The sequence below is a fragment of the Oceanobacillus chungangensis genome (assembly GCF_003369565.1).
Classification (GTDB): Bacteria; Bacillota; Bacilli; order Bacillales; family Amphibacillaceae; genus Oceanobacillus; species Oceanobacillus chungangensis.
In genome coordinates, this window is sequence record NZ_PIOD01000011.1 from 40,468 (window position 1) to 62,515 (window position 22,048).

The following is a 22,048-nucleotide window of genomic DNA, read 5'->3' on the forward strand; positions in this document are numbered from 1 at the left end:
TCCTACAGCTAAACTGGTATTAGTTAATCTGACGACATTGACCCGCACAAGGAAATGTTAATGGGGTCATATCATTGGTTAATACTTTCGCCTTATAACCTTGTTTCTTAATATAAGACAGTAATTCGGGTAAATATTCTATTGTCTCTTTTTTATCATGTAGAAGGACAATAGGGGTTTCCCCTACTTCTTCTGTTCTTTTGAGTTCCTGTATAGTATGTTGAACATACCTATCATCCTTTAAATCCCAATCCATACTATCTACATTCCAATCCCAAGTGTTAAATTCATTTTGAGATAATACATATCGCATACTTTCTGTTAAATAAGGGAAAGTCCCATAAGGTAAACGAACAATATTAGATTTTACCCCTGTTATACTTTCCAATATTTCCTGCCCTTCTACCATCTCCTCTGAAGGAGCATACGGACTACTATATATATTGGACACCTCATGTGTTATTCCATGAAGGGCTAATCCATGGCCTTTATGATATGTTCGCTTAACTACAGTAGGGTTTTCCTTCATTTTTGGACCCATCATAAAAAAAGTAGCAGTCATATCATAATCATCTAGAATATCCAACAACTGATTTGTATCTCTTGATGGACCATCATCAAATGTTAGATAAATTGCCTTATCTAGCTGGTCTAATTGGTTCTGTTTTTTATATTCCTTTTGTCGGGAAACTTCTTTCTTTTCGTTTTCCTTCTCTACAATCGATTGACTTAATGTAGAATCTGCGAACGCTTCTACAGGTTCCGAGGAAAAAGATAACATATCTAGTGAATTTCCAATAATGTTTTCTGACTCCTTTGCTGCTCCTTTTTTATCCCCTCCGAACAACCAAGTTATCAGTAAAATCAAAATGAACAACAAGATAGATACCGCAATTTTCCCCCTAGTATTTAACCTCCTCCGCCTATGCACGCACTCTCCTCCCACTGCTATATGAATATGTCATTAAATATAAAAACATATTCCAACAAAATTTGCATACTGAACAAAAATAAACTCTTAGATTAGTAGACTAATTCATGTTCCTTTTCAACAGTATCCCTGTGTGACATTATTTTTTTCGCACCCCTGCAATCGGTTGAAATTATTGATGTTCATACTATTAGACATACCAAAACTAAATAGTTCATCTTTTGCATTATGCATTTCCCCTTCATTTTAAATCCTTCTAAAATATTCCAGTATTTACCTTAGCACATTTACATAATAATTAAAATATAATTTCTGGTATTATCTTTAGTTCAAAACTTTTTAGGTTTCAATAACTCCATCGAGATAAAATACTCTCCAATGGTTGTTTATCTTTAAGCATCTTCGCACGAGATGTAGAGAGGGAGTTGCATTTTTATGGTGCAGGATGAATTCATTGCATGGATATCTGTAATAGGTACCTTTAGTTTTCCCTATAGCTATAACTCTATATCAGTCTATTAGTTTCGAACGTAAATTAGATAAATTAGAATCCGTTATATTGCAGCTGTCCGAAGTCACTAAATAACTAGTAAGAATAACCACTGGATTGGATAGGGAAAAATCGGAGGAGGGACGATTGAAGCCTTATTGGACAAGGAATTGAGGGAATGTTGGACAACTCATAGAAAAAAACTGAACCCTTATGGATTCTGTCCGATTTTTTACTGATTTTTGAGAGGATAAACCTATTGGATTAATGGTGGAAACCACCGGAATATTTGCCCGCTGTTCTATCCCGTTTCGTCAGATACTAACTTTTATAGTATGGAGAAAAAACTACAGGAAAAGACTAAGAGTTTCAGAATTAACCCTTTAAACGTATTGAAGGATGGACCAGGTATGCGCATTCTGTTCAAAAAATTCACTAATGAAAAGGACGATCAATTTGATGATCGCCTGTTAAACTCTTGCACCCGTTACTTGAAAAAGAATGTTCTTAGATAATCCCTAATTCTTTTTGAATCTTATGTTTATAATCAATATACCCCTGGTCAAAATTCGGATTTTCGTTTTCAAATTTGCTCATTTTGTAATCCCATTGTTTTATTTCATAACTGAAGATACCATTTTTAACAGTAGGGTCATTTTCAGCAAATTTAATGACATCTTCTTCCTTTTCTGCATCAATAACTATGGCTCCTCCAGTTGAACCACCAAAAGGTCCAGCTAAAACTATATTTCCTCTATTATATTCAGTTTGAACATAAACAGCATGTTCGGGCATGAACGGTTGATTATGTAAGACTACACCATCTTTCCAATTTATTGATGGAGTTAACAATATCAAGTATCGCATAGACATTTCTCCCTTATTTTAATATTTAATTTTCTTCTTGAAGTATTGCACCAGTTAGTTGAAGAATAACCTTATTTCTATCAATCAACAAGGATATTTCCAACATATTGTGCCATTCCACTATCTGTATCAATTGTTACATCAATAACATAATTACCGGCTTCTGATGGATAATTAAAATCTAAACTCTTTTCATCTATCTCTATTGTTGTACTTTGACCGTCTTTCCAAAGCAAAACAGTTACATCTTCTAGTAAAAAATGTTGATTATCAAATTGAATACTATCATTTCCACCTACTTTAACGGCTGATTGTTCCTGTTCATTCGCTAATTCAAAAATGTCGTTTGTGCTAACCGTTCCATCTTCTGAAGTATCCCCCTTAGTATTCCAATTGATATTTGCTTCTTCTAACTCGATTTCACTGTAAGAAAGTGATACAGTTGGGGGTGTATAATCGTAGTCTTCCCCTATAAAATTACATCCTGTTAATAACACAATACTAAATAATCCTACGAAAAATTACGAAAAATATTTCATTCATATCCTCCTCATTACCATTATTTTACCATCTCTTTCTTTATCTCTTGTAAAACAATCCTGTCCCTTTTAGTTAAAAAAGACCACCATATTGACGATCGCTCTTCTATGCTAAAGCACCAGATAGTATATTAGACTGTATTACCTTATTTTTTCATTAAAATATGAACTTCTTGATTATGATATGATTTTGATATGCTGACACCGTTTGGAGAGAATTCTTATGAACTCCTCTCTATCAAAAGGAGAAATGAGTACAGAATTGTATTGACCGTATACAATCTCAAGCCTTTTTAAAGATAACGCAGGACTTGATAATGGGTTCTTTGTTTTTTTACAGATGTTATAGTGTCTAATCGAATATTTCTTTTAAAAGGATCAAACTTGATAATTAAGTTGTTATCTTCTATGACATAAAAGGTAGTTAACCACATCCATAAAACAAAAATTGGTAAAATAATTGAAAGAGAAAATGTAATTATAAATCCCAAAATATCCAGTGTTTTATCAATAATGCATAAACACCACTTCCTAGAATAAAAATTATAGCTACCCAGACGATAGTGGATAACCACCAATCTTTTCGTGACTTAAATTTCAATAAGTTCACCTCCCAAGAATTCGAAAAGATACATGTCCTTATATTGCGATCTAACTCTTCCCACTCTTTTCGTAAAATCCCCATTTTAATTGCATCAAAATATTCACCATCTACTATTCTTGCTTGTCTTATTCTTGCTTCTTCTTTCATTCCTATTTTTTCAGCTACCTTCATCATTCTTACATTCCCTGACCAAGTTGACATCCCTAGTCGATGTAAATCAGTAGAGCTGAATAGAAAATCGATCCAAAGTTTATAAGCCTCCATTCCATAACCACCATTCCAATAATCTTTATCATAAATAACAATACCAGTTTCTAACCAATTAGTGTTTTTATCTACCCAATAAGAACCTACTGTTCCAATTAATTTTCCCTCAACAAAAATGATTAGTGTATTAGGAGTGTTCGGAGCAATTTCATAATCTTGCTCCCATTTTTTTTGAAATTCTTCTATTGTCATTTTAGATTCAGGTATGTAAGGACCATTCCATTTCTTCGCTTCTTGTTCCTTTTCTTCATATTTCCAATAATATATTTCATCAATATCTTGTTGAGTAGCTTCTTTTAATTCAATTCTTTGTCCAACAATTTTAATCATAAAATGTAAATTTCCTCCTTAATATCTGTCCAAACCATATTTAACTCCCCTCGTAATGAATTTATCTAATCTGTAAACCATTACGTAACGGAAAGGTCAAGTAAAACAAATATATTACAAATGATTTACTCCTCCTTCCGCAAATAAAAGGCGACCAAATTGTATGATCATCTTGTTTAACTCTTGCACCAGCTAGTTTAAGTACAATCCTTCTCAATCATAAGCACACCTTGAAACAAATTGCATTACAATATTAACGGACTCATTAACTTATGCAATCTTATTTGTAATTTTGGTGAATCGATTCTGGTTAGATTGGAAGAAAGCGAATAAGTTAGCATTAATGTCAGTCCAACCAACAGGAAACGCCCATTTACCAACCACTATTTGAGGAATTCGTTAAATGATATAAATCACTTACTTCATGTGCAAAAAAGTTAGGCTCTTCTTTCAGTAATTGTTCCTTTGTATGACTCCCCCAATTGACTGCAACTGTTCTACACCCAGCAGCTTTTCCCATTTGTATATCGAAAATAGCATCACCAATCATCGTACATTCGCTCACATTTAACGAATAACGTTCTATAATCTTGTAGATGCCGTCTGGATGTGGTTTATAATGTGCCACTTGGTCTGAACCAATCCAATCTGTTAAATAGTGATCTAATTGTAGCTTTTGTAAATTACGGTACAAGACATCTGTTTTTTTACTCGAAAGAACAAACAATAAAATACCTTGCAATTGAAACGTTTTTAACACTTCTGAAATATGTGGGAAGGAGGTAATCGTTTTTTCCTCATAACGTTTATATGCTTGTCGAAAACAGCTTAATAGCTCCGTAAATTGTGTATCATCTAATATATGATTTGTCATTTCATGAAATGACTTCTCAATAGGAATTCCCATATAATAATCAATCATTTCCTTTGAGGGAATCGGTAAATTGCATTCCTCAAATGCCTTCTGTGTTGCCAATAATCCACATTCTCCAGAGTCAGCTAATGTACCATCAAAATCAAAAATTACTGCTTTCATCATCTCACTCCTATTGTATTTCATATATATTCTGTTTTGCATGCTGTAATAATTGCTTGGAGTCTATGATAACAATGAACCCCGGAATTCGTTTTAAGATTCCATCCCTCTCAAGTGATTGAATACATCTATTTTGGTGCCTTACAGTAATTCCAATAAATTCAGCAATGGCCTTCAACTCACTCTTTGGTATAGAAGGTTTGATAAAAGCTCCATATTCATCGTGGGAAATAGAAGCTAAATAGCTAGCCAACCTTATATCTGCCTCATGCAACAAATGAAAAGATAATGTAGTTGATTTCGTGAAAAATTTACGACTAATAGATTGAAGTAATATTTCATTAAAGACTGCATCTTCTCTCCACCTTCGTGCGACCTCAATCGATAAAACACCGATATGGACCGGTGTCACTGCTTCAACCGTATGCAGTGTATCAACATTTTGTACAAGCTCAATATCACCAAAGAGTTCAAGTGGTTTGTTAAAAGTCACAATCAATTCTTTGCCTTCATCAGAAGTCATATAAACTTTTACCTTTCCCTTTACTAAAAAAGACAGAAAGGTTAATGGAAACCCTTGCTCATATATACATTCTCCAGGAGAAAAAGATCGCCATTCTAGTATATCCGTGGCAATATGATACTTTTCCTTTACTTGCTTTTTATATTGTGCCATTACACTTTCAACGTTCAAAAGATCCAATGATACTAACTCCTTTTTCAATATACTTTAATTTACATACTTCATAAAGGACATATGTCCATAATGTAACAAAAAAAGCAATCTGTCGAATGATAAAGAGTTCCGTTTTGAGGAGGTGCATAATGATTAAATGACACGCTAAAAAGCATACGAAATTGAAGTATGCCTTTTTGTTGTTATATCAATGTTTAGTAACACCCCAATATTTTAAAGATTTTATCTATGATAATAGTTATTGTACAACAAAAAATTCGTTGTCAATTGAGATATCAATTTGAAGGGGTCGCAACAGACATAATTAGTTAAAAAAGGACCTTCCTTGAGTTCCTCTTTATATTCTTTATTAAACTAAAGCACCCGTTACATGAAGTACAACTCTTCACAAACTTCTCATTAAAAATCTGTTAAGATAATTCTCCTACCCACCTCTCAAACCATTCGATGGGAAGTTTTACTTTAGAAAAATCCATATGTTGTAGTTCTTTTAGTGTGTAAGTGTTTGTTAAATATAAATCCCACTGTGTAGAAATATCCTCTAATACGTCGTATAATTTTTCGCCATCTAGTTCAGTCTCATCTGTATAATGCTTATCACACCAATTACAAATTTGTTGATGAGTAAATTGACTTGTTCCATTTACGACACTCTTTAACAGTTCAACTAAGTTTTCCTTACTTAACATCCAATCAATTTCAATAAAATTTGATTCTATCCAACTGCCTTCATACTTGTTCCTGCCCACCAATTTACACCTCGATATGTTAATATGATTGTTATTTAATTCAACGAAACTTAATTGGATTCCTTCTTCAACTATCTTGCATCATTAGCACAAGAACCGACTGTTGAATTCTTGCACCAGTTAGTTGAATAAGAAACTTAATCATATATGCAATCTATTCTGATTCCGGTTTCCAGTTCGGGTCTTTAATGTCTTCTTGATTTGGTTTTCTTACAAACTTAATAAAATTTTGTTGTGCTTGTCTTAACGATGGAACATTAGCTCCACCCTCATAATTGGGATCATTATACTGAACATCATCATCTTCCCAAAAACAAATACCACATATATTGTATGTTCCTGGAGGTTCTTCATCTAATGTTAAATATCCACAGCAAAGGCAAGTATATTTCATCTAATCACCTCAATAGAGTTATATTTTTCTTCTTCATCACACGCACCCATTAGCACAATATAGAGAATTAAGTTTTCACTAAATCAGGTTAATGAATAATAACATTGCCTACATATTGAGCTTTTCCAGCCGAATTGACATATTCAACTACTAAAACATAATTCCCTGTGTTTTGTGGAAAACGAAATTCTCTTGATTCATCCTATTCAAGCTCGATTCGTTCGTTATCTTTTAACAAGGAAACTGTTATCTTTGAATCAGCCCAAATATCTCCTCCACCACCATTCTCTACGTTCTCTGTAAGATCCAATAATACCTTTCTACCTGAAGAGACATCTATTGTATTCAATGATGATGCATATTCTTTAATATCTTCTATTGTCCGTTGTACACCCATACTAGCTGAATTCCAACTGATATTTGCCTCAGTAAGACGAACCTGGGAATCATCAATATATAAGATGGCAATTGGAACTCCTCCATCATAATCTTCACCAATCGTATCTTTAACTTGGCCAGTATTTTCATCTGAATAAATGACGTTAGCCAGAACTGGCATGACTACGCCCAAGAGAAACAAAGCAATGACAACGTAAAGGATGGTTCCAGCTAATAGCACAATCCATTTTCTTTTCTTGTAGGATTGGTACCAGTAATTAACTCCCCAGATTAGCAGCATTGTAATAATATAACCGAATATGAGACCGTAAGGATGCGGGCCTGGGCTGATTATCACTGAGAAAAATGCGATAAAACCGATAAAACCGAGTAAGAGCCAATTGACAACATGCACGGCAATTTCATAAATAGTATCATTGTTTTTCATTAAATCTCCACCCCGGTCATTTATAGTTCACAATCACATTTTATTTTTCTCTTTCCCGTCCCACTAATCTTCGACTACCATCCCTTTAACAATATAGTCATCTTTGAGTATAGCACCAGTTAGTTGAATAAGGATTTTGAATGGTTTATCTTCGTTATGTAGTTAATAAGGAAATCTCTATCTTCGGCGAAGGTTAATTCTAAACTTTTTATTTCCTCCAAAGTTTTCCAAGCTATATCATAAATAAGATTATCAGGATCTTGGATATATCTTTTTCCACTCACTATCTTTACTAAAAAATAATGGGCTTCAACAGAAATATTAAGATATCCATAAGTCATTCTTTTAACCTTAATTTCTTCAACAATTTCGCCTGTATATCCCGTTTCTTCTTCAATTTCTCTAATACAACATTCTTCAAATGTCTCATCGTGTTCTCTTCCTCCCGATGGAATAGACCACGTTTTTTTCTCTTCTGGTTTCCCTTGCAAGACCATTAACAAATGACCATTTTCGTTAATACAAACACCTGATGAACCAAACCATTTTTGCAAGTTATATTCCCCTTTGTAAGAAATCATTTTCCTAATAATATTCTGTCTTAACCATTGAAGTTTCTTCTTTTACTAAACTGCCCCTAGAGTAAAGAAGACTGCAATATTTACGATTACCTTGTTGTGCTAAAGCACCAGTTAGTTTAATAAGAGATTTACTTAGCTTTTTCATTATTTATTAACACTCTCCAAGTTCTTACTTTACTTGGGAGTTTACGATTTAACACGATTTCATTGTTTTGTCCTTAGTCCTTTAATTCATTAAGTTAAAATAATAACTGAAGAACTGATAGAAAAATAAACCCAGTATAAAGATAAAAAATATATATGATACACCTATTGTGACTCTATATACTTTAGAACCCTTATACTTAATAACAAATTCCTCGATAAAAAAATATATAAAGATAACTATAACAGCAAAGAAACTCATCCCAAATAATCCAATAAAGAAAATAAGACTAAATAATGTTGCGAAGAGCATATAAAAAATAAATTTATATGTCCAGTTATTTCCAGGTATCTTATTAATCAATAATTGAATAAGTAGTGAAATTGGATAGAAAAAAAAAAGATACCTAAAAAAATTAGATAAGCCACTATTAAAAAGCTACCAGTTACACTTTCAGTTGATTGAAAATCTGTATTAAAAATCCCAAAATAAGTTACTGTATAGAATACAATAAAACAGGAAATCCAATATGTTATTATAGATGCGTTAAATTTATATTTTAACAATAACTCACCTCCAAAAGCAGCGTAATTTTAAGCTCTTGTTTATGAACCAAGATTCAATTTTCTTTTCTACTTCAGTAGATACAACTCTTCCCCTAACCTGCCCCATTAGCTCAATATCTCTATACCTGAATAATACCATAATATTCCAAACAATTTATTGAATTTTCCAGAGAAAAAAAGCGATCAAATTCTATGATCACCTTGTTTAACAATAGCACCAGTTAGTTGAACAAGACACTAATTCAGATTGGTTTTTATGTCATTTTTATAAACGTCTACTTTGTTCGCTGAAAATTTCAAAGATCGTGTTTTCCCATTGATTGTAAGACCAATATTAATGGATAAAGGCAAATCAATTTTTTTAATCATATCTTCTAGGGCATAGTATTCATCCTGTTTATCGTTATAAAAAACAACAGAACTAATTGATACCTCGTTGTCTTCTATACCTAGGTTACACATCATAGGATATTTATCTCCATTATTTGTGGTTAATTCTCCCAATACAATTGAACCGTTTAGCTCTTCCCTAAAGTTCGTTGTTTCAGATGGTCTTACCCACGTCTCGTCTTGTTCTTGATTTTCTTCTCCATCTATTGCCCATTCCCATATAGGATTTTCCTTTAAGTCCTCAATGGTTAATTCATCAACTGGTTTGCTTTTACTCATAAATTCATCCCCTCTCAATACGAATATTACCACTAAAAATCGAATCCTTATTAAAGATTACTGCCCCTTTAGTGCATTTACTTCTATATAAAATAGCGTTAATCCTTCTAGAATTAACGCACCATATAGTTTAAGTGTAACGTTTCGCAAACTTTCATAGTGAATAGTTTCTGCTCTTTACTGTTTTATAGGTCTTTCAAAAATCAATTCATAGTATGACCCTGCTGCAATTCCTGAAGTTGCAAAGTCAGGAGAGAAAATTTGAACAAAACGCCAGCCTTGATTTGCGTGATTTTTAATTACTTCTCGATAGTCTTCAATAGGTTTACCAGATAACTTTTTAAACTCTATTTTTATAAACTTGTACTCATACATTTAATTCTCCTCCTTTTGATTATGTGCTGTTAACAGTATAAGGGTGTGTTTATTTAACTATTTGTACGATTTCAATTGGAAAAAGTTTCAATCTGAAAACCTCTTGTTCAACTAAACCGCCCGTTAACTGAAAAAAGATCGCCGTATTGACGATCTCCTTGTTGTGCTAAATCACCAGTTAGTTTAAGTGTAATTCTTCACAATTTCTTACTTTATTTCACTTATTTTTTAGCACTAAAAATACTAATACCAGATACTACACATAGCAATAATAGTAATAATAATCTTAACCAATCCATTGTAAGCCAAAAATCTCCGCCATTAACAATATCAGGGCTTAAACCATAATCATCAACAAAAATACCTAAATTCCAAAATAATTTAAGAGAAATGATTAATGAAAAAAGGCTTAATAAAAATACTGTAATGGATAATTTTCGTTTCCCCATTGTAAATAAAACTCCCTATTTGAACAATTTTACTGATTCTCCTCTAATTTTACCATAAAAATCCATAATATTTGTTGAAGTATTCAATACAGCCACTGTACCAATCCCATTGTTGTATTAAAGCACCAGTTAGTGCAATAAGAAATAGAATTTTTATTTCTAAAGCCAGTTATTTTCCCATTGAAAATAAGCATTATCTGAAGCTGATTTCTTAAATATAAAGTCTGGATATGGTAAAGCAAGTTTCGGTTTACTTTCCTCTTTAATAAAGGCTAGATCGGCTGATTCACCATCAATCGGGGTCAATTCCCCACTTACTATATTGTTGCATTCAAAAACAAATACACTGTACTCTACTTGATCACCGTTAGGATATGTAAAACGAAAACTCTCTCCACCAAATACTCCTAATAACTTATTTGGCTTTACTCTTAATCCAGTTTCTTCCCAAACTTCACGAATAAGTGCTTGTGCAGGTGCTTCACCTGGCTCTATTGCTCCAGCAGGTAAACTCCAGTATTCGCCATCGTGAGGTTTTTGAAACAATATATCATTATCATCGTTTCTAATAATCGCAGCAACACTTGGCATAAATATTAGGTCTGTTCCAATCTTTCTACGGATTTTTTTATAATAATCAGATATCGGCATAATTATTCTCCCTTTAAGATCCACCTTTTTTATTCTACTGCCCGTTATATTGTTCTTGAACTAACGCACCAGTTAGCACAACTAGTTATCCCTATTGAAATTAGCTGTGTGATTTTTTTTATAAATATATAGTGATATCATTGCAGAAATGATTAAAACTGGTATCGCATAAACCTGTATAACTATTAATTTCCAAGCTACCGTATTATAACCTTCTGCCGCAGTAGCTAATACTCCAATAATGCAAACGATTAAATAAGCTAGTAACGGCGAAATAATAAATCTCATTTGATTTCCCCCTTTTTTTATTAATGTAGCTAAAGAGATTGATATGTTTTCTGTTTTAGTAAATTACTACCTTCTTAAACTAACCTGCCCTGTTAGCTCAATAAATTCAACTTCAATATTACCATAATTTTCATAAATAATTACTAAATATAAAGACGACCGTTTTGGTCGTTACCTTGTTTAACTATTGCACCAGTTAGTTTAAGTGTCAAGCTTCACAAACTTTAGATTTTCGTTTAAATATGATTGACTAAATCTGCTTTTTTCATTGGTGGACCTGTTTCCATATAATATTTTTCTGCTTTCCAGTATCTTTATCGAAATTTTACAGTTTTATTAATAGACCACTTCGTTTGTTAAATAAAAACTGCCAAATAATTTGTAAATGATAATAAATGAGTGATGCAATTATTCCAAGAGACAAAAAACCAAATGTCTCTGAATTATATACAATAGCCCCATTTGAAAGTATAAACAAAAAAATCAAAGTGCTAACTACCCCTGCCGAAATATACCAAATAGATTTTCTCAAGTATCTTTTAAGTCTTGGATAATGTTGATGTTTCACGCTCACTTTATCAATAACAAATGACCAAATAACACCTGCAATAATAAAGACTGGACCTGAGAATATAGCGTAAATAGTAAAAAGTCCTGCTAGAGAAGTATATGAAGAATTCGGTTGTCTGTTAGAAACAGGTTCGTACGCAAATATAGCAAGCGAAACACTAAATAAGACTGTCGCAATAACCCCTATTAAGATTCGTTTACCTATTTCATTTATCACTTACTAACCTCCTTTTATTGTTAATCACTCTGTTGTTACAAACTAAACTGCCCCTTTAGTACAATAAATTCTACAAAAGAAGCGTTACTCCTTCTTGAATTAACGCACCATATAGTCGATCTCATTGTTGTACTAAAGCACCCTTTACTTTAAGTACAACTTTTCACAAGAATATTTCTCTATCTTTCCGAAAACCATCGGAGAGCTTTGTGTTCAATCTCACTTACGAATTTCTTTTTCGCTGGACTGTATTCACTTGTAGTATCGTATCGTTGAGCCAATTCTTCTTTGAAGCTACTGTACTTAGCTACTTCATTAGGATGAGACCTCAGATAGTCTCGAAAAATTAAATGTCGGTCAATTTCAGGATTATCAAATTGATAAAAATGAATATGATGAGTCCTGTTATCCCCGCCCTTTCGAAATAACCTTCTACCTGCAATACCCCATTCCCCAGCAACATCGTACCCAAGAGAATCCATTTGGTTATTAAGTAAATCAACCTGCTCTATGTTTTTAACGATACACATCATATCGATTACAGGCTTTGCCTTCATTTCCTTAACTGACGTACTCCCAAAATGCTCATATTTAATTATTAAGTCGCCGAATACCGTTTTAAGAATCTCTACTTCATCCTTAAACATCCGAGACCAATCTTTACTATATTCTGTAAGCCGAACCTTCATTTTAATAATTTCCCCCTTTTTATTTCGCGTTCATATGGAGAAGATAATAATTTTTTCTTATTCCACTATCCTGCCCCGTTAGTTTAAGTACATTTCTTCACAAACTTTCAAATATCACCATTTCTTTTATTTCTTTAAATTCAGTTTACACTGAACAACTTAATTAAGTAAGACCTTTAATAAAGAAACATCCTTTATAAACATCTTGTCTCAATAACATTTCTCAATATCAACTTTTACCTAGTAATACTACAATAGTGTTACTAAGAACTTTCAAACCAAAATAAAAAGACTTCTGAGTACCCCATTCAATCGATTGTAGGATAAAATTAAGTACCAAATGGAAAACATTATCCCTTTAAAATAATACAGATTTGGTTTCTACAAAAAAAGAATCCGCCTGATATCCCCTTCCCTCACATCATAGTTATTTAACGCTAGTCAGGTTAATATTACTTTCATTAGCAAATAAATCAAATCATAAAACCGCCACGGAACCTTATATCATAAGGGTTCATGGCGGTTTTTCTCCGGTTTCAAAAGTATGGGTAATGGGAATTTAACGCAATGTTAATATTTTAGTAAGTTATCCTCTTTGACAAGAAATACAAATGTGATGTACAAGGACATAAAACTCTAACTAGCTCCCTATCACAATTATTGATTTCAAAATTGATGCCCCCTCATGTTTTCCAGCATTAAACATATCTGCGATAATTTTTTATCTGATAAAAGCTCCAATTCAATAAGACCTTTAAGTTTGTCTAATAAGCTTTTTCCTAAAGGTACTCTATATTTTTTGTAATACGTTTTACAATAGTTTCAAGGTGTAACCCACACATATTTATTATGTTTCTAGTGTACCAAGAGACTATCTTGATCCATATAAATATACTGTAGAGGACGCAAGTCATCCCTATCGTTAACATGATATCTTCCTGTTTTCCCCTTATTAATATTGTAAATCCCTATCCCACCAATTAACCGATCATAGCCTTGGTATGTCAACACTAAACTGGACAAAAATTATAGGGTCTGTTGCTTGAATTCCACTGGCGTTAAATAGCCTAGTGTTCCGTGAATTCGAATGTTATTAAACCAGTGAACATAATCATCCAGTTCAAGAGCAAGTTGTTCAAGAGAAGAGAAATGAGCTCCGTTAGCGAATTCTGTTTTGAATACCTTAAACATCGCTTCAGCCACGGCGTTATCATAAGGACATCCTTTCATGCTCAGTGATCTCTGGATGCCGAATGTTTCAGTGCTTCTGAAATAAGCTTATTATCAAACTCTTTTCCACGATCTGTATGGAATAGTTGAACGTCGTTCAAATTGCCTTTAATGCTTGATAAAGCCTGATAGACAAGCTCTGCACTCTTATTCGCACCAGCACTACGGCCAATAATTTCACGATTAAAAAGGTCAACAAATAAGCATATATAATACCATTTTGTTCCGACACGGACGTATGTTAAATCACTCACGATGACAGCCAACGGTTCTTCTTGTTCAAACTGACGCTGTAATTCATTGTTTATCAACGCCTCATTATATGTTGATTTATGTGGCTTATACTGTGCTACAGTGTAGTTTGATACGAGTCCAAGTTCTTTCATTAAACGACCAATCCGACGACGTGATACGTATCTTGGCTTTGATAATTTACTTAGTTCTTTCTTGATTTTTCGCGTCCCATAATTGTTTCGACTTTCTTTGAAAATCCGGGCAATCTCTTTGGAAATCTCTTTATCATCAGTTTTAAGCGCACGTTTTCCATACAAATTGGCATGATAGTAATACGTCACACATTGCTGATACTGAATATTTGTGAGCGTTATTTCGAATCACATCTATTTTCGTCCCATGATCAGCGCTGCTTGCTTTAAAATATCATTCTTCATCATTAAACGTTGATTTTCCTTGCGTAATCGAGCCAATTCATTTTCTTCTTCAGAACGGTTATCTTTGGCGGCGAATGAACCGGTTTCCTTATGATTTTTAATCCAACGATCTAGCGCAGAAGGCGTAATATCGTATTCCCTAGTAATGTCCGCACGAGATTTACCATTTTCATAAAGCTTCACTAATTGCAGCTTAAATTCGGGTGTAAAAGTTCGACGTTGATGTGTCATAATTGCACGCTCCCTTAAGTTAATAGTCTAAGTTTACAAGCCCTTATTTTATCTGTCCAACTTAGTGTAGCCTATCCATTTATTACTATTTATTTCTAGGAGAAAATAAAGTTATTAATATGATTTACACAGAAATAAAAAGTCGCCGACTTGCATTGTAAATAATATTATTTTTTTGGGAAACCCTATTGACTAACTCTTCCTGTGGAACTAATAAAAACTTACACCTGTAATTCCCAGTTTCTATAAGGAATTTTAAGGATTCCTTGATCAATCTTTGTTTTAAGCCGACAGACCTTTACAAACCATAAGTTATGGCATAAAAACCTCATTTGCAATAATAAATTGCAAATGAGGTTTTTTACTGACTTCTCTCTAGCTCTGTATTAAAATATTATCTAAATGCTTCTACCAATTACATCATTACTTTGCCAGTCAGCCATATTGAGAAATAAAAGTACAAGAAACCTGATTGGCATTACCCGGCTTGTTCTTTAACACCGTCCTGCACTACCTTTTGCTTTTTCTTAAATAAGCGACCAAATCCATTTCCAATTGCATTAAATATTCGGTAGACTGAAGGAATTAAGATTAATGTAATCATAGTTGCAAACATTAGCCCAGATATAATCGCTGTTGCCATCGGTGCCTGATAATTGCTTGTAGTACCTGAGGCGAGTGCAAGTGGTAACATGCCGCCAACTGTCGTAAATGTCGTCATAAATATCGGGCGTATACGATCCTTACCAGCTCTACTTATTGCTTCATTTGGAGAAACTCCTTCCTTAGTTAGCTGGTTGGCCCTATCGATTAATAGAATTGCATTATTTAGCACAATACCAATGAGCATAATAATACCCATTCCTGACATCATACTAAGTTCACGCTGTGTAATAAATAAACCTAAAATGACACCAACAATTGTCATTGGAATCACAGACATAACGATAATCGGGTGTGCCAAATTATTAAATTGTACTGCCATCACTAGATAAACAAGGAAAATCGATATGATAAGAACTATTACCAAATCGGATATGAGTTCTTGTTGTGTTTCAAGATCCCCTCCAGCAGATATCGTGTAACCGGATGGAATTTCAAAATCATTAATAAGGTTTTGTACTTCTCGATTGACTGTCCCTAAATCAGTATTTTCAATATCGGCAGAAACCGTTATATATCGTTCGCCATCGATATGAGAAATTTCATTCGGTGTATTTACATTCCGTAACTCCACAAACTCGGATAATGTCCTTTCTTCTTTAACCGTCGGAATTTTCAAATCAAGTAAAGCTTCTTCATTAACAACTTCTTCATTCCACTTCACAACCAAAGGGACGCTCGTCTCGTTGATTGCAACTTCACCAATTGGCATATCAAGAAATGCTTCCTGTATATATTGGCGAACCTGGATTTCTGATAACCCAGCATCCTCCATCGCCTTTTCATTCAATTCAACTACCTTCTCATAGGAAGTCCGTTCAATTGAATTGCTGATACCAGTAAGTCCCTCGATACCTTCAAGCTCATTCGTAAGATCATTCACGATAGCTTTCATTTCGTCATAATTTTCTCCCTTAATCTGTACTTGAACTGGCTGCCCAACAGTTACAGACATTGCACTTTGCACACTTTGTACTGGTTGTTCTTCTTCCAGTTCTCGCAAGGAACTTAAAATTTCTTCATTCACTTCTTTCTGTTCTCTTGTTATGTCTTCCTCTTTGGTCATATTAATCAGCGTATAGAACATCGATCCATTATCAATAATATAACTTGTTTCAACATCATCAACTGTAGCTAAAGTTTCGTTGATTGTAGCTGCAAGTTCTTCTTTTTCTTCCGCCGATACACCTGTCTCAAGATCAATCATTAGTTCCGTATACCGATTTAACATATCAGGCATGATTGTCATTGGAATCTTAGAAACTAGAAACATAGAGCCAGAAAACATGAGGAAAAAGATCAAAATCATTGCAAAGCTGTTTCGTTTCTTTTTCACAACCCATGATACGAGGTCCCCATACCCTCTGATAATACGTCCCTCTTTTCCTTTATTCTTTTCACTAATCTTAAAAAATCTTTCAGACAGAGATGGTATTAAGGTAAAGGCAACAATAACAGAACTAATCAACGTAATGGCAACAACTACAGACAGAATAACCATAAACTGCCCGATATCTCCACCCATTAATCCAATTGGAACAAATACAACAATCGTGGTCAGCATCGAGGCGATAACTGCCGAAGTCACTTCCTTTGTTCCTACAAGCACTGCTTCTAAAGGTTTTAATCCTTGTTCCTTTTTCTTGTAAATCGACTCCAGAATAACAATCGACGAGTCGACCATCATTCCAATTCCTAGACCTAAGGCAATCAGAGAAAGCATATTAAAGCTGTAATCTAAAACCCACATCGTGATAAATGTTAACAGGATAGAAGTTGGAATTGACAATCCGATAATAACCGTTGCACGAACATTACGTAAAAATAACAGTAAAATAAAAATTGCTACTAAACCGCCAATGAGAATATTACTGGTAACCCCATCAATGGAGTCTTTTACATAATCAGCCTGTGCAACAAGCTCATTTAACTCAACATCTTCAATTAATCCTTCATCTCTTATCTGCTGAATTTCTTCACGTATTGCCTCTGCCATATCGATTTGTGTCACATCACCGTTTCGGCCAACCTGTACAAAGATAAAATCCTTGGTTCCATCTTTCCACACATAGGAGGCACTTTCCAAAGGCTGTTTGGTAACATCTGCAATTTCATTTAACGCAATAAAACCTCCTTGTGTTGGGATTTTTATGTTTTCCACATTTTCTATTGATGTTAATTCGGTTTCCCATCGAATAGAGGGCTGTTCTCCGTTTTCTTGTACTTCTCCTAATGTCGCTTCTGTATTGGTTTGCTGTATAATCGAAATTACTTGTGAACTATCCAATCCAAATTCTGCCAAACTGTTCCTATCCAATTCGATACTCATTTCATATTCCTGTATCCCCATGAGCGAAACATCTCTTACTTCAGGAAGCTCCTCCAGACGAGGTTCAAGAATATCCTGCGAAAAAGCTGTCAAGGCATCCATATCACCATTTGATACATCCATAAAAAACTCATAATTTGCACTCATACTCATTTGATCTGCTATTACTTCTGTAACCTCAGCTACATCGGATGTAACAGCGTTGGCAATAGATTCGATCTCCTTTGAAACAGCTTCACCTTGGCCATTTTCAATCGTAATTTGCAAACTGCTTTGTCCAATCGTACTGGTGGAATAGATTTCTTCCACCCCATCAATCCCTTGTATACTTTGTTCGAGTGGTGTAGTAATCGTTCTTTCCACTTCAATTGCGGCCATATCCCCTGCGTTCACAGCAATATAAGCTCCATCAAACTCTACGGGTGGCATAAGCTCTTCATCAAGCTTCGTTAATGAGTAAACCCCTAAAATAAGTACTAGTACCGTCGCCAAACCAACAAGAATTTTACGATTAACAATAAACTTCAGCAAATTCTTCCCATCCCTCACTTTTATTTTTTAATCCTTAATAGTAAAAATGATAAATATTTTAAATCGCTAAGAAGTATGATCAATTTACGGAGTGTCTAACTATAAAAGCTAACCATTAAGCACCGCTTCCCTATGTTAAGATTACAGTCATAACATTTTATCTATCACCTCATCCTTCTTTTATCCATATCTAGAATAAAATATCTAAATATTCAAAACAACACTCCTTAGTCTGAATATTAACTACGACTTAAGGCTTACAGACTGGTGCCTGTCACTTCCCAAAATTTGGTGGAATTTATCAAATAAAAAATGGCCTACCTTCTCAAACTTTAGAAGGTAGACCATTTAATGCGAACGCTTAGTAAACACCCAAAAAATGTTATCAGACTTTAATCAATCAAGGAATGATATTCACGGCTCGACTCATTGATTAACTAAATTAGCGGAATAATAGCCAGTTGCTATTATTCGGCTTGTTTAATGGAACATTCGTCTTTCTTTTATACATTAATCAATTTGAACTACTTTGTTTACATAATAAAATTACTGTTGACCATCCTGTAAAAACCTACTTCTTATCTCCGGAGATGGGAGCATGCATTCATTTTTCTTGCCAAACCATTTATACCTATTCTTTGCAAGATAATTATAAGCAATATCTCTTAGCGGTTTTGGAATGATAATAAGCATATAAAATAACTTCCATAATCCATCTAATTCCTTACTTATCCGAAGTGCTGCAGTGGATTTATCATAAGATTTTCCGTCTTCGATAAGGATAATGCTGTCCGTATTTTCTGGCAGATTTGTGTTATTTTTCAGCTCCTGTCCTATTTTACTTTGCAACGAACCAAATTTAAACTTAGCGAGCTTATCACGTTTAATAATAAATTTAACACTGCTGCTACAAAAGTTACATACGCCATCAAATAGGATAATTTTGCTCATCACTCTCACCCTAACTGTTTAATTCTTATTAATTACCATCCATTATACTGATAAAAATAGAAAATATCTTACATTCAGCTTGAAATTTTGAATTGTGTTTTTCAACAAAAAAAGCCAACATAATGTTGACTCCTTTAAATTACTCAATCACTTCTGGTGCTGGATAGTCATATCCTTTTGTATCCGCTTCGACCGTTTTCATTTTCTGATCTTCAAGTGGTTTATCTGCAGCGCTACGTTCTACAGAAACAATATTATCCACTACTTCCATTCCTTCTGTAACTTTTCCAAAAGATGCGTATTCTCCGTCAAGAGGCGGTGAATCTGCCACCATAATAAAGAATTGTGAACCTGCAGAATCAGGAGCACTTGATCTTGCCATCGAAATAACTCCACGTTCATGAATTAACTCATTTTCAAACCCATTAGAACTAAACTCACCTTTTATTCCATACCCAGGACCACCTGTTCCATTACCATCAGGATCTCCTCCTTGGATCATAAACTGCGGAATCACACGGTGGAAAATTAATCCATTATAGTATCCCTCTTCCACTAATGAAATAAAGTTTGCAACTGTATTCGGTGCAATTTCTGGATACAATTCTAAGACAATTTGTTCATCATTTTCCATTGTAATGGTAACAACTGGATTCTTTTCAACATCGGCAGGATAGTTCGCCGATGGTTGTTTATCAGAACTATTCTTGTTGTTGTCATCGACAGAAGATGTTGTTCCACATCCTGTTAGTAACGCAATAAGCATTATAATTATTAAAAATATTACTTTTTTCATTTTCATCATCTCCATAAGGTCATTTTGACAAAATTAATCCAAATATTTACTACCCTCTCGAACACTCAATTTAGCAAGCTCATTATTCTCAATAAATCGTTTCACAGATGCTGGATTTGTTTTCGAATATTCCCTTAATGCCCAGCCAATCGCTTTTTGGATAAAAAATTCATTACTATCGTTATGCAGTTGAATATAATGATATAGTAACTCCTCATCCGTATTTCCCTTATTTTTTAGCTGAAATAGTATGGCAGTACGCTGGAGCCAGATATTATCACTTGTAGCCCATCCTTCAATCGTCTCAGGAATGACTTCAGGATGGTCTTTTGCAATCTTTCCAACTGCCTTCTGTGCGAGCAAGTCAACCGTATCCCACCATGATTTAGTTATGATTAATTTCTCCATCAATAGCAAATGTTCTTTTTCTAACTTCTTTAATGAGCGTTCAATATAATCGACACCCGCATATTGATACTCTCTTGCTGCTTGCTCCCATAATGAAGCAACGAAATCTACTTGAAACGGTTCCTTTAAAATATTTGATTCTTGATAGAAATCTCTCAAAATAACTTTTCTCTCTGGTGCACGAATTCCTAAAAATGGAAACTTATCTCTCATATATTTTTCCATCTCTATTGCATCTTCTTTAGTCTGCTTAGCTGTAAATAATGGAATCAGGTTGCTAATATACATCTGTTTCTCCCTTCATTATTGTTCAAAAAGATTCATACTTAAATATCGTTCCCCAGTATCAGGAGCAATACAAACAACTTTCTTTCCTTTTCCTAGCCGCTTCGCAACATCGATTGCTGCAAAAACTGCCGCCGCACCAGAAGGGCCTATAAAAATTCCTTCCATTTGTGCAAGCTTGCGTAACATTTGAACCGCATCCTGATCATCGATTTGGATAATCTCGTCAAAAACATCCGTGTTTAATATGGACGGAATAAAACCAGGGCTTGTACCAACTAATATATGTTTGCCTGGCTTGCCCCCCGACAAAACAGGAGACCCTTTAGGCTCTACAACTGCAATATGTAAATCAGGAAGCTTTTCTTTTAACGTTTCACCTGTTCCTGTTACGGTCCCGCCGGTTCCAGCTGTACATACAAATGCATCGAAATCACCATTCATTTGCTCAAAGATCTCAAGCGCTGTTGTTGTTCGATGGATGTCAGGATTTGCCTGATTTTCAAATTGCTGTGGAATAAAACTTCCAGGTATTTCTTCCTTCAATTCAATTGCCTTCTTTATTGCTCCAGGCATTTTCTCTTCGCTAGGTGTTAATACAATTTTTGCTCCATATGCCTTTAAAATTTGTCTTCTTTCCATCGTACTATTATCCGGCATAACTAAGATAGATTTATATCCTTTTGCAGCAGCAGTCATCGCTAGTCCGATTCCAGTATTGCCACTTGTAGGTTCGATAATCGTGTCACCAGGCTTAATAATCCCTTGCTCTTCAGCAATTTTAATCATATTAAATGCTGCACGATCTTTTACACTTTTACTAGGGTTAAACATTTCTAATTTAATATAAACATCGGCAGCGCCTTCAGGTACAAGATTGTGAAGCTTGACTATTGGTGTTTTGCCGATGAGCTCTGTTATATTTTCGACCACTCGCATTATGTAATAACCTGCTTTCTATTAAGTTTGGAAGTTAGCAACCACCCATTTCCAATTATAGTTAATTATTGTTGCACAAACAAC

21 protein-coding genes and 3 pseudogenes are annotated in these 22,048 nt (G+C 34.2%); all 24 read right to left on the reverse strand.

Annotated elements, in window-relative coordinates; genetic code table 11:
• Positions 1–19 precede the first annotated feature (19 nt).
• Positions 20–931 (reverse strand): polysaccharide deacetylase family protein, encoded by a 912-nt coding sequence (locus CWR45_RS10265; protein ID WP_115749776.1) that lies wholly within the window; start codon positions 929–931, stop codon positions 20–22.
• A 997-nt stretch (positions 932–1,928) separates the two neighbouring features.
• Positions 1,929–2,288 carry a YciI family protein gene (locus CWR45_RS10275; protein WP_115749777.1) on the reverse strand — a complete coding sequence of 120 codons (360 nt, stop codon included), beginning with the start codon at positions 2,286–2,288 and terminating at the stop codon, positions 1,929–1,931.
• An 80-nt stretch (positions 2,289–2,368) separates the two neighbouring features.
• Complete coding sequence (locus CWR45_RS10280; protein ID WP_115749778.1) at positions 2,369–2,785, reverse strand: hypothetical protein; 417 nt, start codon at positions 2,783–2,785, stop codon at positions 2,369–2,371.
• 219 nt (positions 2,786–3,004) lie between these two features.
• Positions 3,005–3,261, reverse strand: a pseudogene (locus tag CWR45_RS20495) (PH domain-containing protein).
• Positions 3,262–3,485: 224 nt separating this feature from the next.
• Positions 3,486–4,028 (reverse strand): annotated as a pseudogene (locus tag CWR45_RS10295) (GNAT family N-acetyltransferase); the annotation flags it as partial.
• Positions 4,029–4,401: 373 nt separating this feature from the next.
• Positions 4,402–5,064, reverse strand: a complete 663-nt coding sequence (locus CWR45_RS10300) for an HAD family hydrolase (RefSeq protein ID WP_245975405.1) — start codon at positions 5,062–5,064, stop codon at positions 4,402–4,404.
• Between the two features lie 10 nt (positions 5,065–5,074).
• Positions 5,075–5,767 (reverse strand): Crp/Fnr family transcriptional regulator, encoded by a 693-nt coding sequence (locus CWR45_RS10305; protein WP_115749782.1) that lies wholly within the window; start codon positions 5,765–5,767, stop codon positions 5,075–5,077.
• Between the two features lie 404 nt (positions 5,768–6,171).
• Complete coding sequence (locus tag CWR45_RS10310) at positions 6,172–6,510, reverse strand: hypothetical protein (RefSeq protein WP_115749783.1); 339 nt, start codon at positions 6,508–6,510, stop codon at positions 6,172–6,174.
• Positions 6,511–6,664: 154 nt separating this feature from the next.
• Positions 6,665–6,904: a CPCC family cysteine-rich protein gene (locus CWR45_RS10315; protein ID WP_115749784.1), complete on the reverse strand. Its 240-nt coding sequence runs from the start codon at positions 6,902–6,904 to the stop codon at positions 6,665–6,667.
• A 202-nt stretch (positions 6,905–7,106) separates the two neighbouring features.
• Positions 7,107–7,730, reverse strand: a complete 624-nt coding sequence (locus CWR45_RS20140; protein ID WP_245975406.1) for a hypothetical protein — start codon at positions 7,728–7,730, stop codon at positions 7,107–7,109.
• Between the two features lie 119 nt (positions 7,731–7,849).
• Positions 7,850–8,284, reverse strand: a complete 435-nt coding sequence (locus tag CWR45_RS10325) for an NUDIX hydrolase (protein WP_115749785.1) — start codon at positions 8,282–8,284, stop codon at positions 7,850–7,852.
• Positions 8,285–9,259: 975 nt separating this feature from the next.
• A complete protein-coding gene (locus CWR45_RS10335) occupies positions 9,260–9,691 on the reverse strand; it encodes a hypothetical protein (protein WP_115749787.1) in 432 nt (143 codons plus the stop codon).
• A 177-nt stretch (positions 9,692–9,868) separates the two neighbouring features.
• A complete protein-coding gene (locus CWR45_RS10340) occupies positions 9,869–10,066 on the reverse strand; it encodes a DUF4177 domain-containing protein (RefSeq protein ID WP_115749788.1) in 198 nt (65 codons plus the stop codon).
• A gap of 221 nt (positions 10,067–10,287) precedes the next feature.
• On the reverse strand, positions 10,288–10,515 hold the full coding sequence (locus CWR45_RS10345) for a hypothetical protein (RefSeq protein WP_115749789.1): 228 nt from the start codon (positions 10,513–10,515) through the stop codon (positions 10,288–10,290).
• A gap of 159 nt (positions 10,516–10,674) precedes the next feature.
• Positions 10,675–11,166 (reverse strand): NUDIX hydrolase, encoded by a 492-nt coding sequence (locus tag CWR45_RS10350; protein ID WP_115749790.1) that lies wholly within the window; start codon positions 11,164–11,166, stop codon positions 10,675–10,677.
• Between the two features lie 81 nt (positions 11,167–11,247).
• Positions 11,248–11,454, reverse strand: a complete 207-nt coding sequence (locus tag CWR45_RS10355; protein ID WP_115749791.1) for a DUF4017 family protein — start codon at positions 11,452–11,454, stop codon at positions 11,248–11,250.
• A 325-nt stretch (positions 11,455–11,779) separates the two neighbouring features.
• Positions 11,780–12,241 carry a hypothetical protein gene (locus CWR45_RS10360; RefSeq protein WP_115749792.1) on the reverse strand — a complete coding sequence of 154 codons (462 nt, stop codon included), beginning with the start codon at positions 12,239–12,241 and terminating at the stop codon, positions 11,780–11,782.
• Positions 12,242–12,420: 179 nt separating this feature from the next.
• Complete coding sequence (locus CWR45_RS10365; protein WP_115749793.1) at positions 12,421–12,930, reverse strand: GrpB family protein; 510 nt, start codon at positions 12,928–12,930, stop codon at positions 12,421–12,423.
• 1,026 nt (positions 12,931–13,956) lie between these two features.
• Positions 13,957–15,062, reverse strand: a pseudogene (locus CWR45_RS10370) (IS3 family transposase).
• Between the two features lie 478 nt (positions 15,063–15,540).
• Entirely contained in the window at positions 15,541–18,585 is a 3,045-nt protein-coding gene (locus CWR45_RS10375) for an efflux RND transporter permease subunit (protein ID WP_115749794.1), read from the reverse strand.
• A 546-nt stretch (positions 18,586–19,131) separates the two neighbouring features.
• On the reverse strand, positions 19,132–19,536 hold the full coding sequence (locus tag CWR45_RS10380; RefSeq protein ID WP_115749795.1) for a thiol-disulfide oxidoreductase DCC family protein: 405 nt from the start codon (positions 19,534–19,536) through the stop codon (positions 19,132–19,134).
• A gap of 139 nt (positions 19,537–19,675) precedes the next feature.
• Positions 19,676–20,338 carry a peptidylprolyl isomerase gene (locus CWR45_RS10385; RefSeq protein WP_425453617.1) on the reverse strand — a complete coding sequence of 221 codons (663 nt, stop codon included), beginning with the start codon at positions 20,336–20,338 and terminating at the stop codon, positions 19,676–19,678.
• Positions 20,339–20,365: 27 nt separating this feature from the next.
• Positions 20,366–21,028, reverse strand: a complete 663-nt coding sequence (locus CWR45_RS10390) for a DNA alkylation repair protein (RefSeq protein WP_115749797.1) — start codon at positions 21,026–21,028, stop codon at positions 20,366–20,368.
• 15 nt (positions 21,029–21,043) lie between these two features.
• Complete coding sequence (gene cysK, locus CWR45_RS10395; protein ID WP_115749798.1) at positions 21,044–21,964, reverse strand: cysteine synthase A; 921 nt, start codon at positions 21,962–21,964, stop codon at positions 21,044–21,046.
• Positions 21,965–22,048 lie beyond the last annotated feature (84 nt).

Coding starts and splice junctions, on each gene's coding strand:
- CWR45_RS10380 (WP_115749795.1), bottom strand. CDS start 19,536: ATGAGCAAAATTATCCTATTTGATGGCGTATGTAACTTTTGTAGCAGC.
- CWR45_RS10275 (WP_115749777.1), bottom strand. CDS start 2,288: ATGCGATACTTGATATTGTTAACTCCATCAATAAATTGGAAAGATGGT.
- CWR45_RS10365 (WP_115749793.1), bottom strand. CDS start 12,930: ATGAAGGTTCGGCTTACAGAATATAGTAAAGATTGGTCTCGGATGTTT.
- CWR45_RS10345 (WP_115749789.1), bottom strand. CDS start 10,515: ATGGGGAAACGAAAATTATCCATTACAGTATTTTTATTAAGCCTTTTT.
- CWR45_RS10315 (WP_115749784.1), bottom strand. CDS start 6,904: ATGAAATATACTTGCCTTTGCTGTGGATATTTAACATTAGATGAAGAA.
- CWR45_RS10300 (WP_245975405.1), bottom strand. CDS start 5,064: ATGAAAGCAGTAATTTTTGATTTTGATGGTACATTAGCTGACTCTGGA.
- CWR45_RS10350 (WP_115749790.1), bottom strand. CDS start 11,166: ATGCCGATATCTGATTATTATAAAAAAATCCGTAGAAAGATTGGAACA.
- cysK (WP_115749798.1), bottom strand. CDS start 21,964: ATGCGAGTGGTCGAAAATATAACAGAGCTCATCGGCAAAACACCAATA.
- CWR45_RS10390 (WP_115749797.1), bottom strand. CDS start 21,028: ATGTATATTAGCAACCTGATTCCATTATTTACAGCTAAGCAGACTAAA.
- CWR45_RS20140 (WP_245975406.1), bottom strand. CDS start 7,730: ATGAAAAACAATGATACTATTTATGAAATTGCCGTGCATGTTGTCAAT.
- CWR45_RS10340 (WP_115749788.1), bottom strand. CDS start 10,066: ATGTATGAGTACAAGTTTATAAAAATAGAGTTTAAAAAGTTATCTGGT.
- CWR45_RS10355 (WP_115749791.1), bottom strand. CDS start 11,454: ATGAGATTTATTATTTCGCCGTTACTAGCTTATTTAATCGTTTGCATT.
- CWR45_RS10335 (WP_115749787.1), bottom strand. CDS start 9,691: ATGAGTAAAAGCAAACCAGTTGATGAATTAACCATTGAGGACTTAAAG.
- CWR45_RS10385 (WP_425453617.1), bottom strand. CDS start 20,338: ATGAAAATGAAAAAAGTAATATTTTTAATAATTATAATGCTTATTGCG.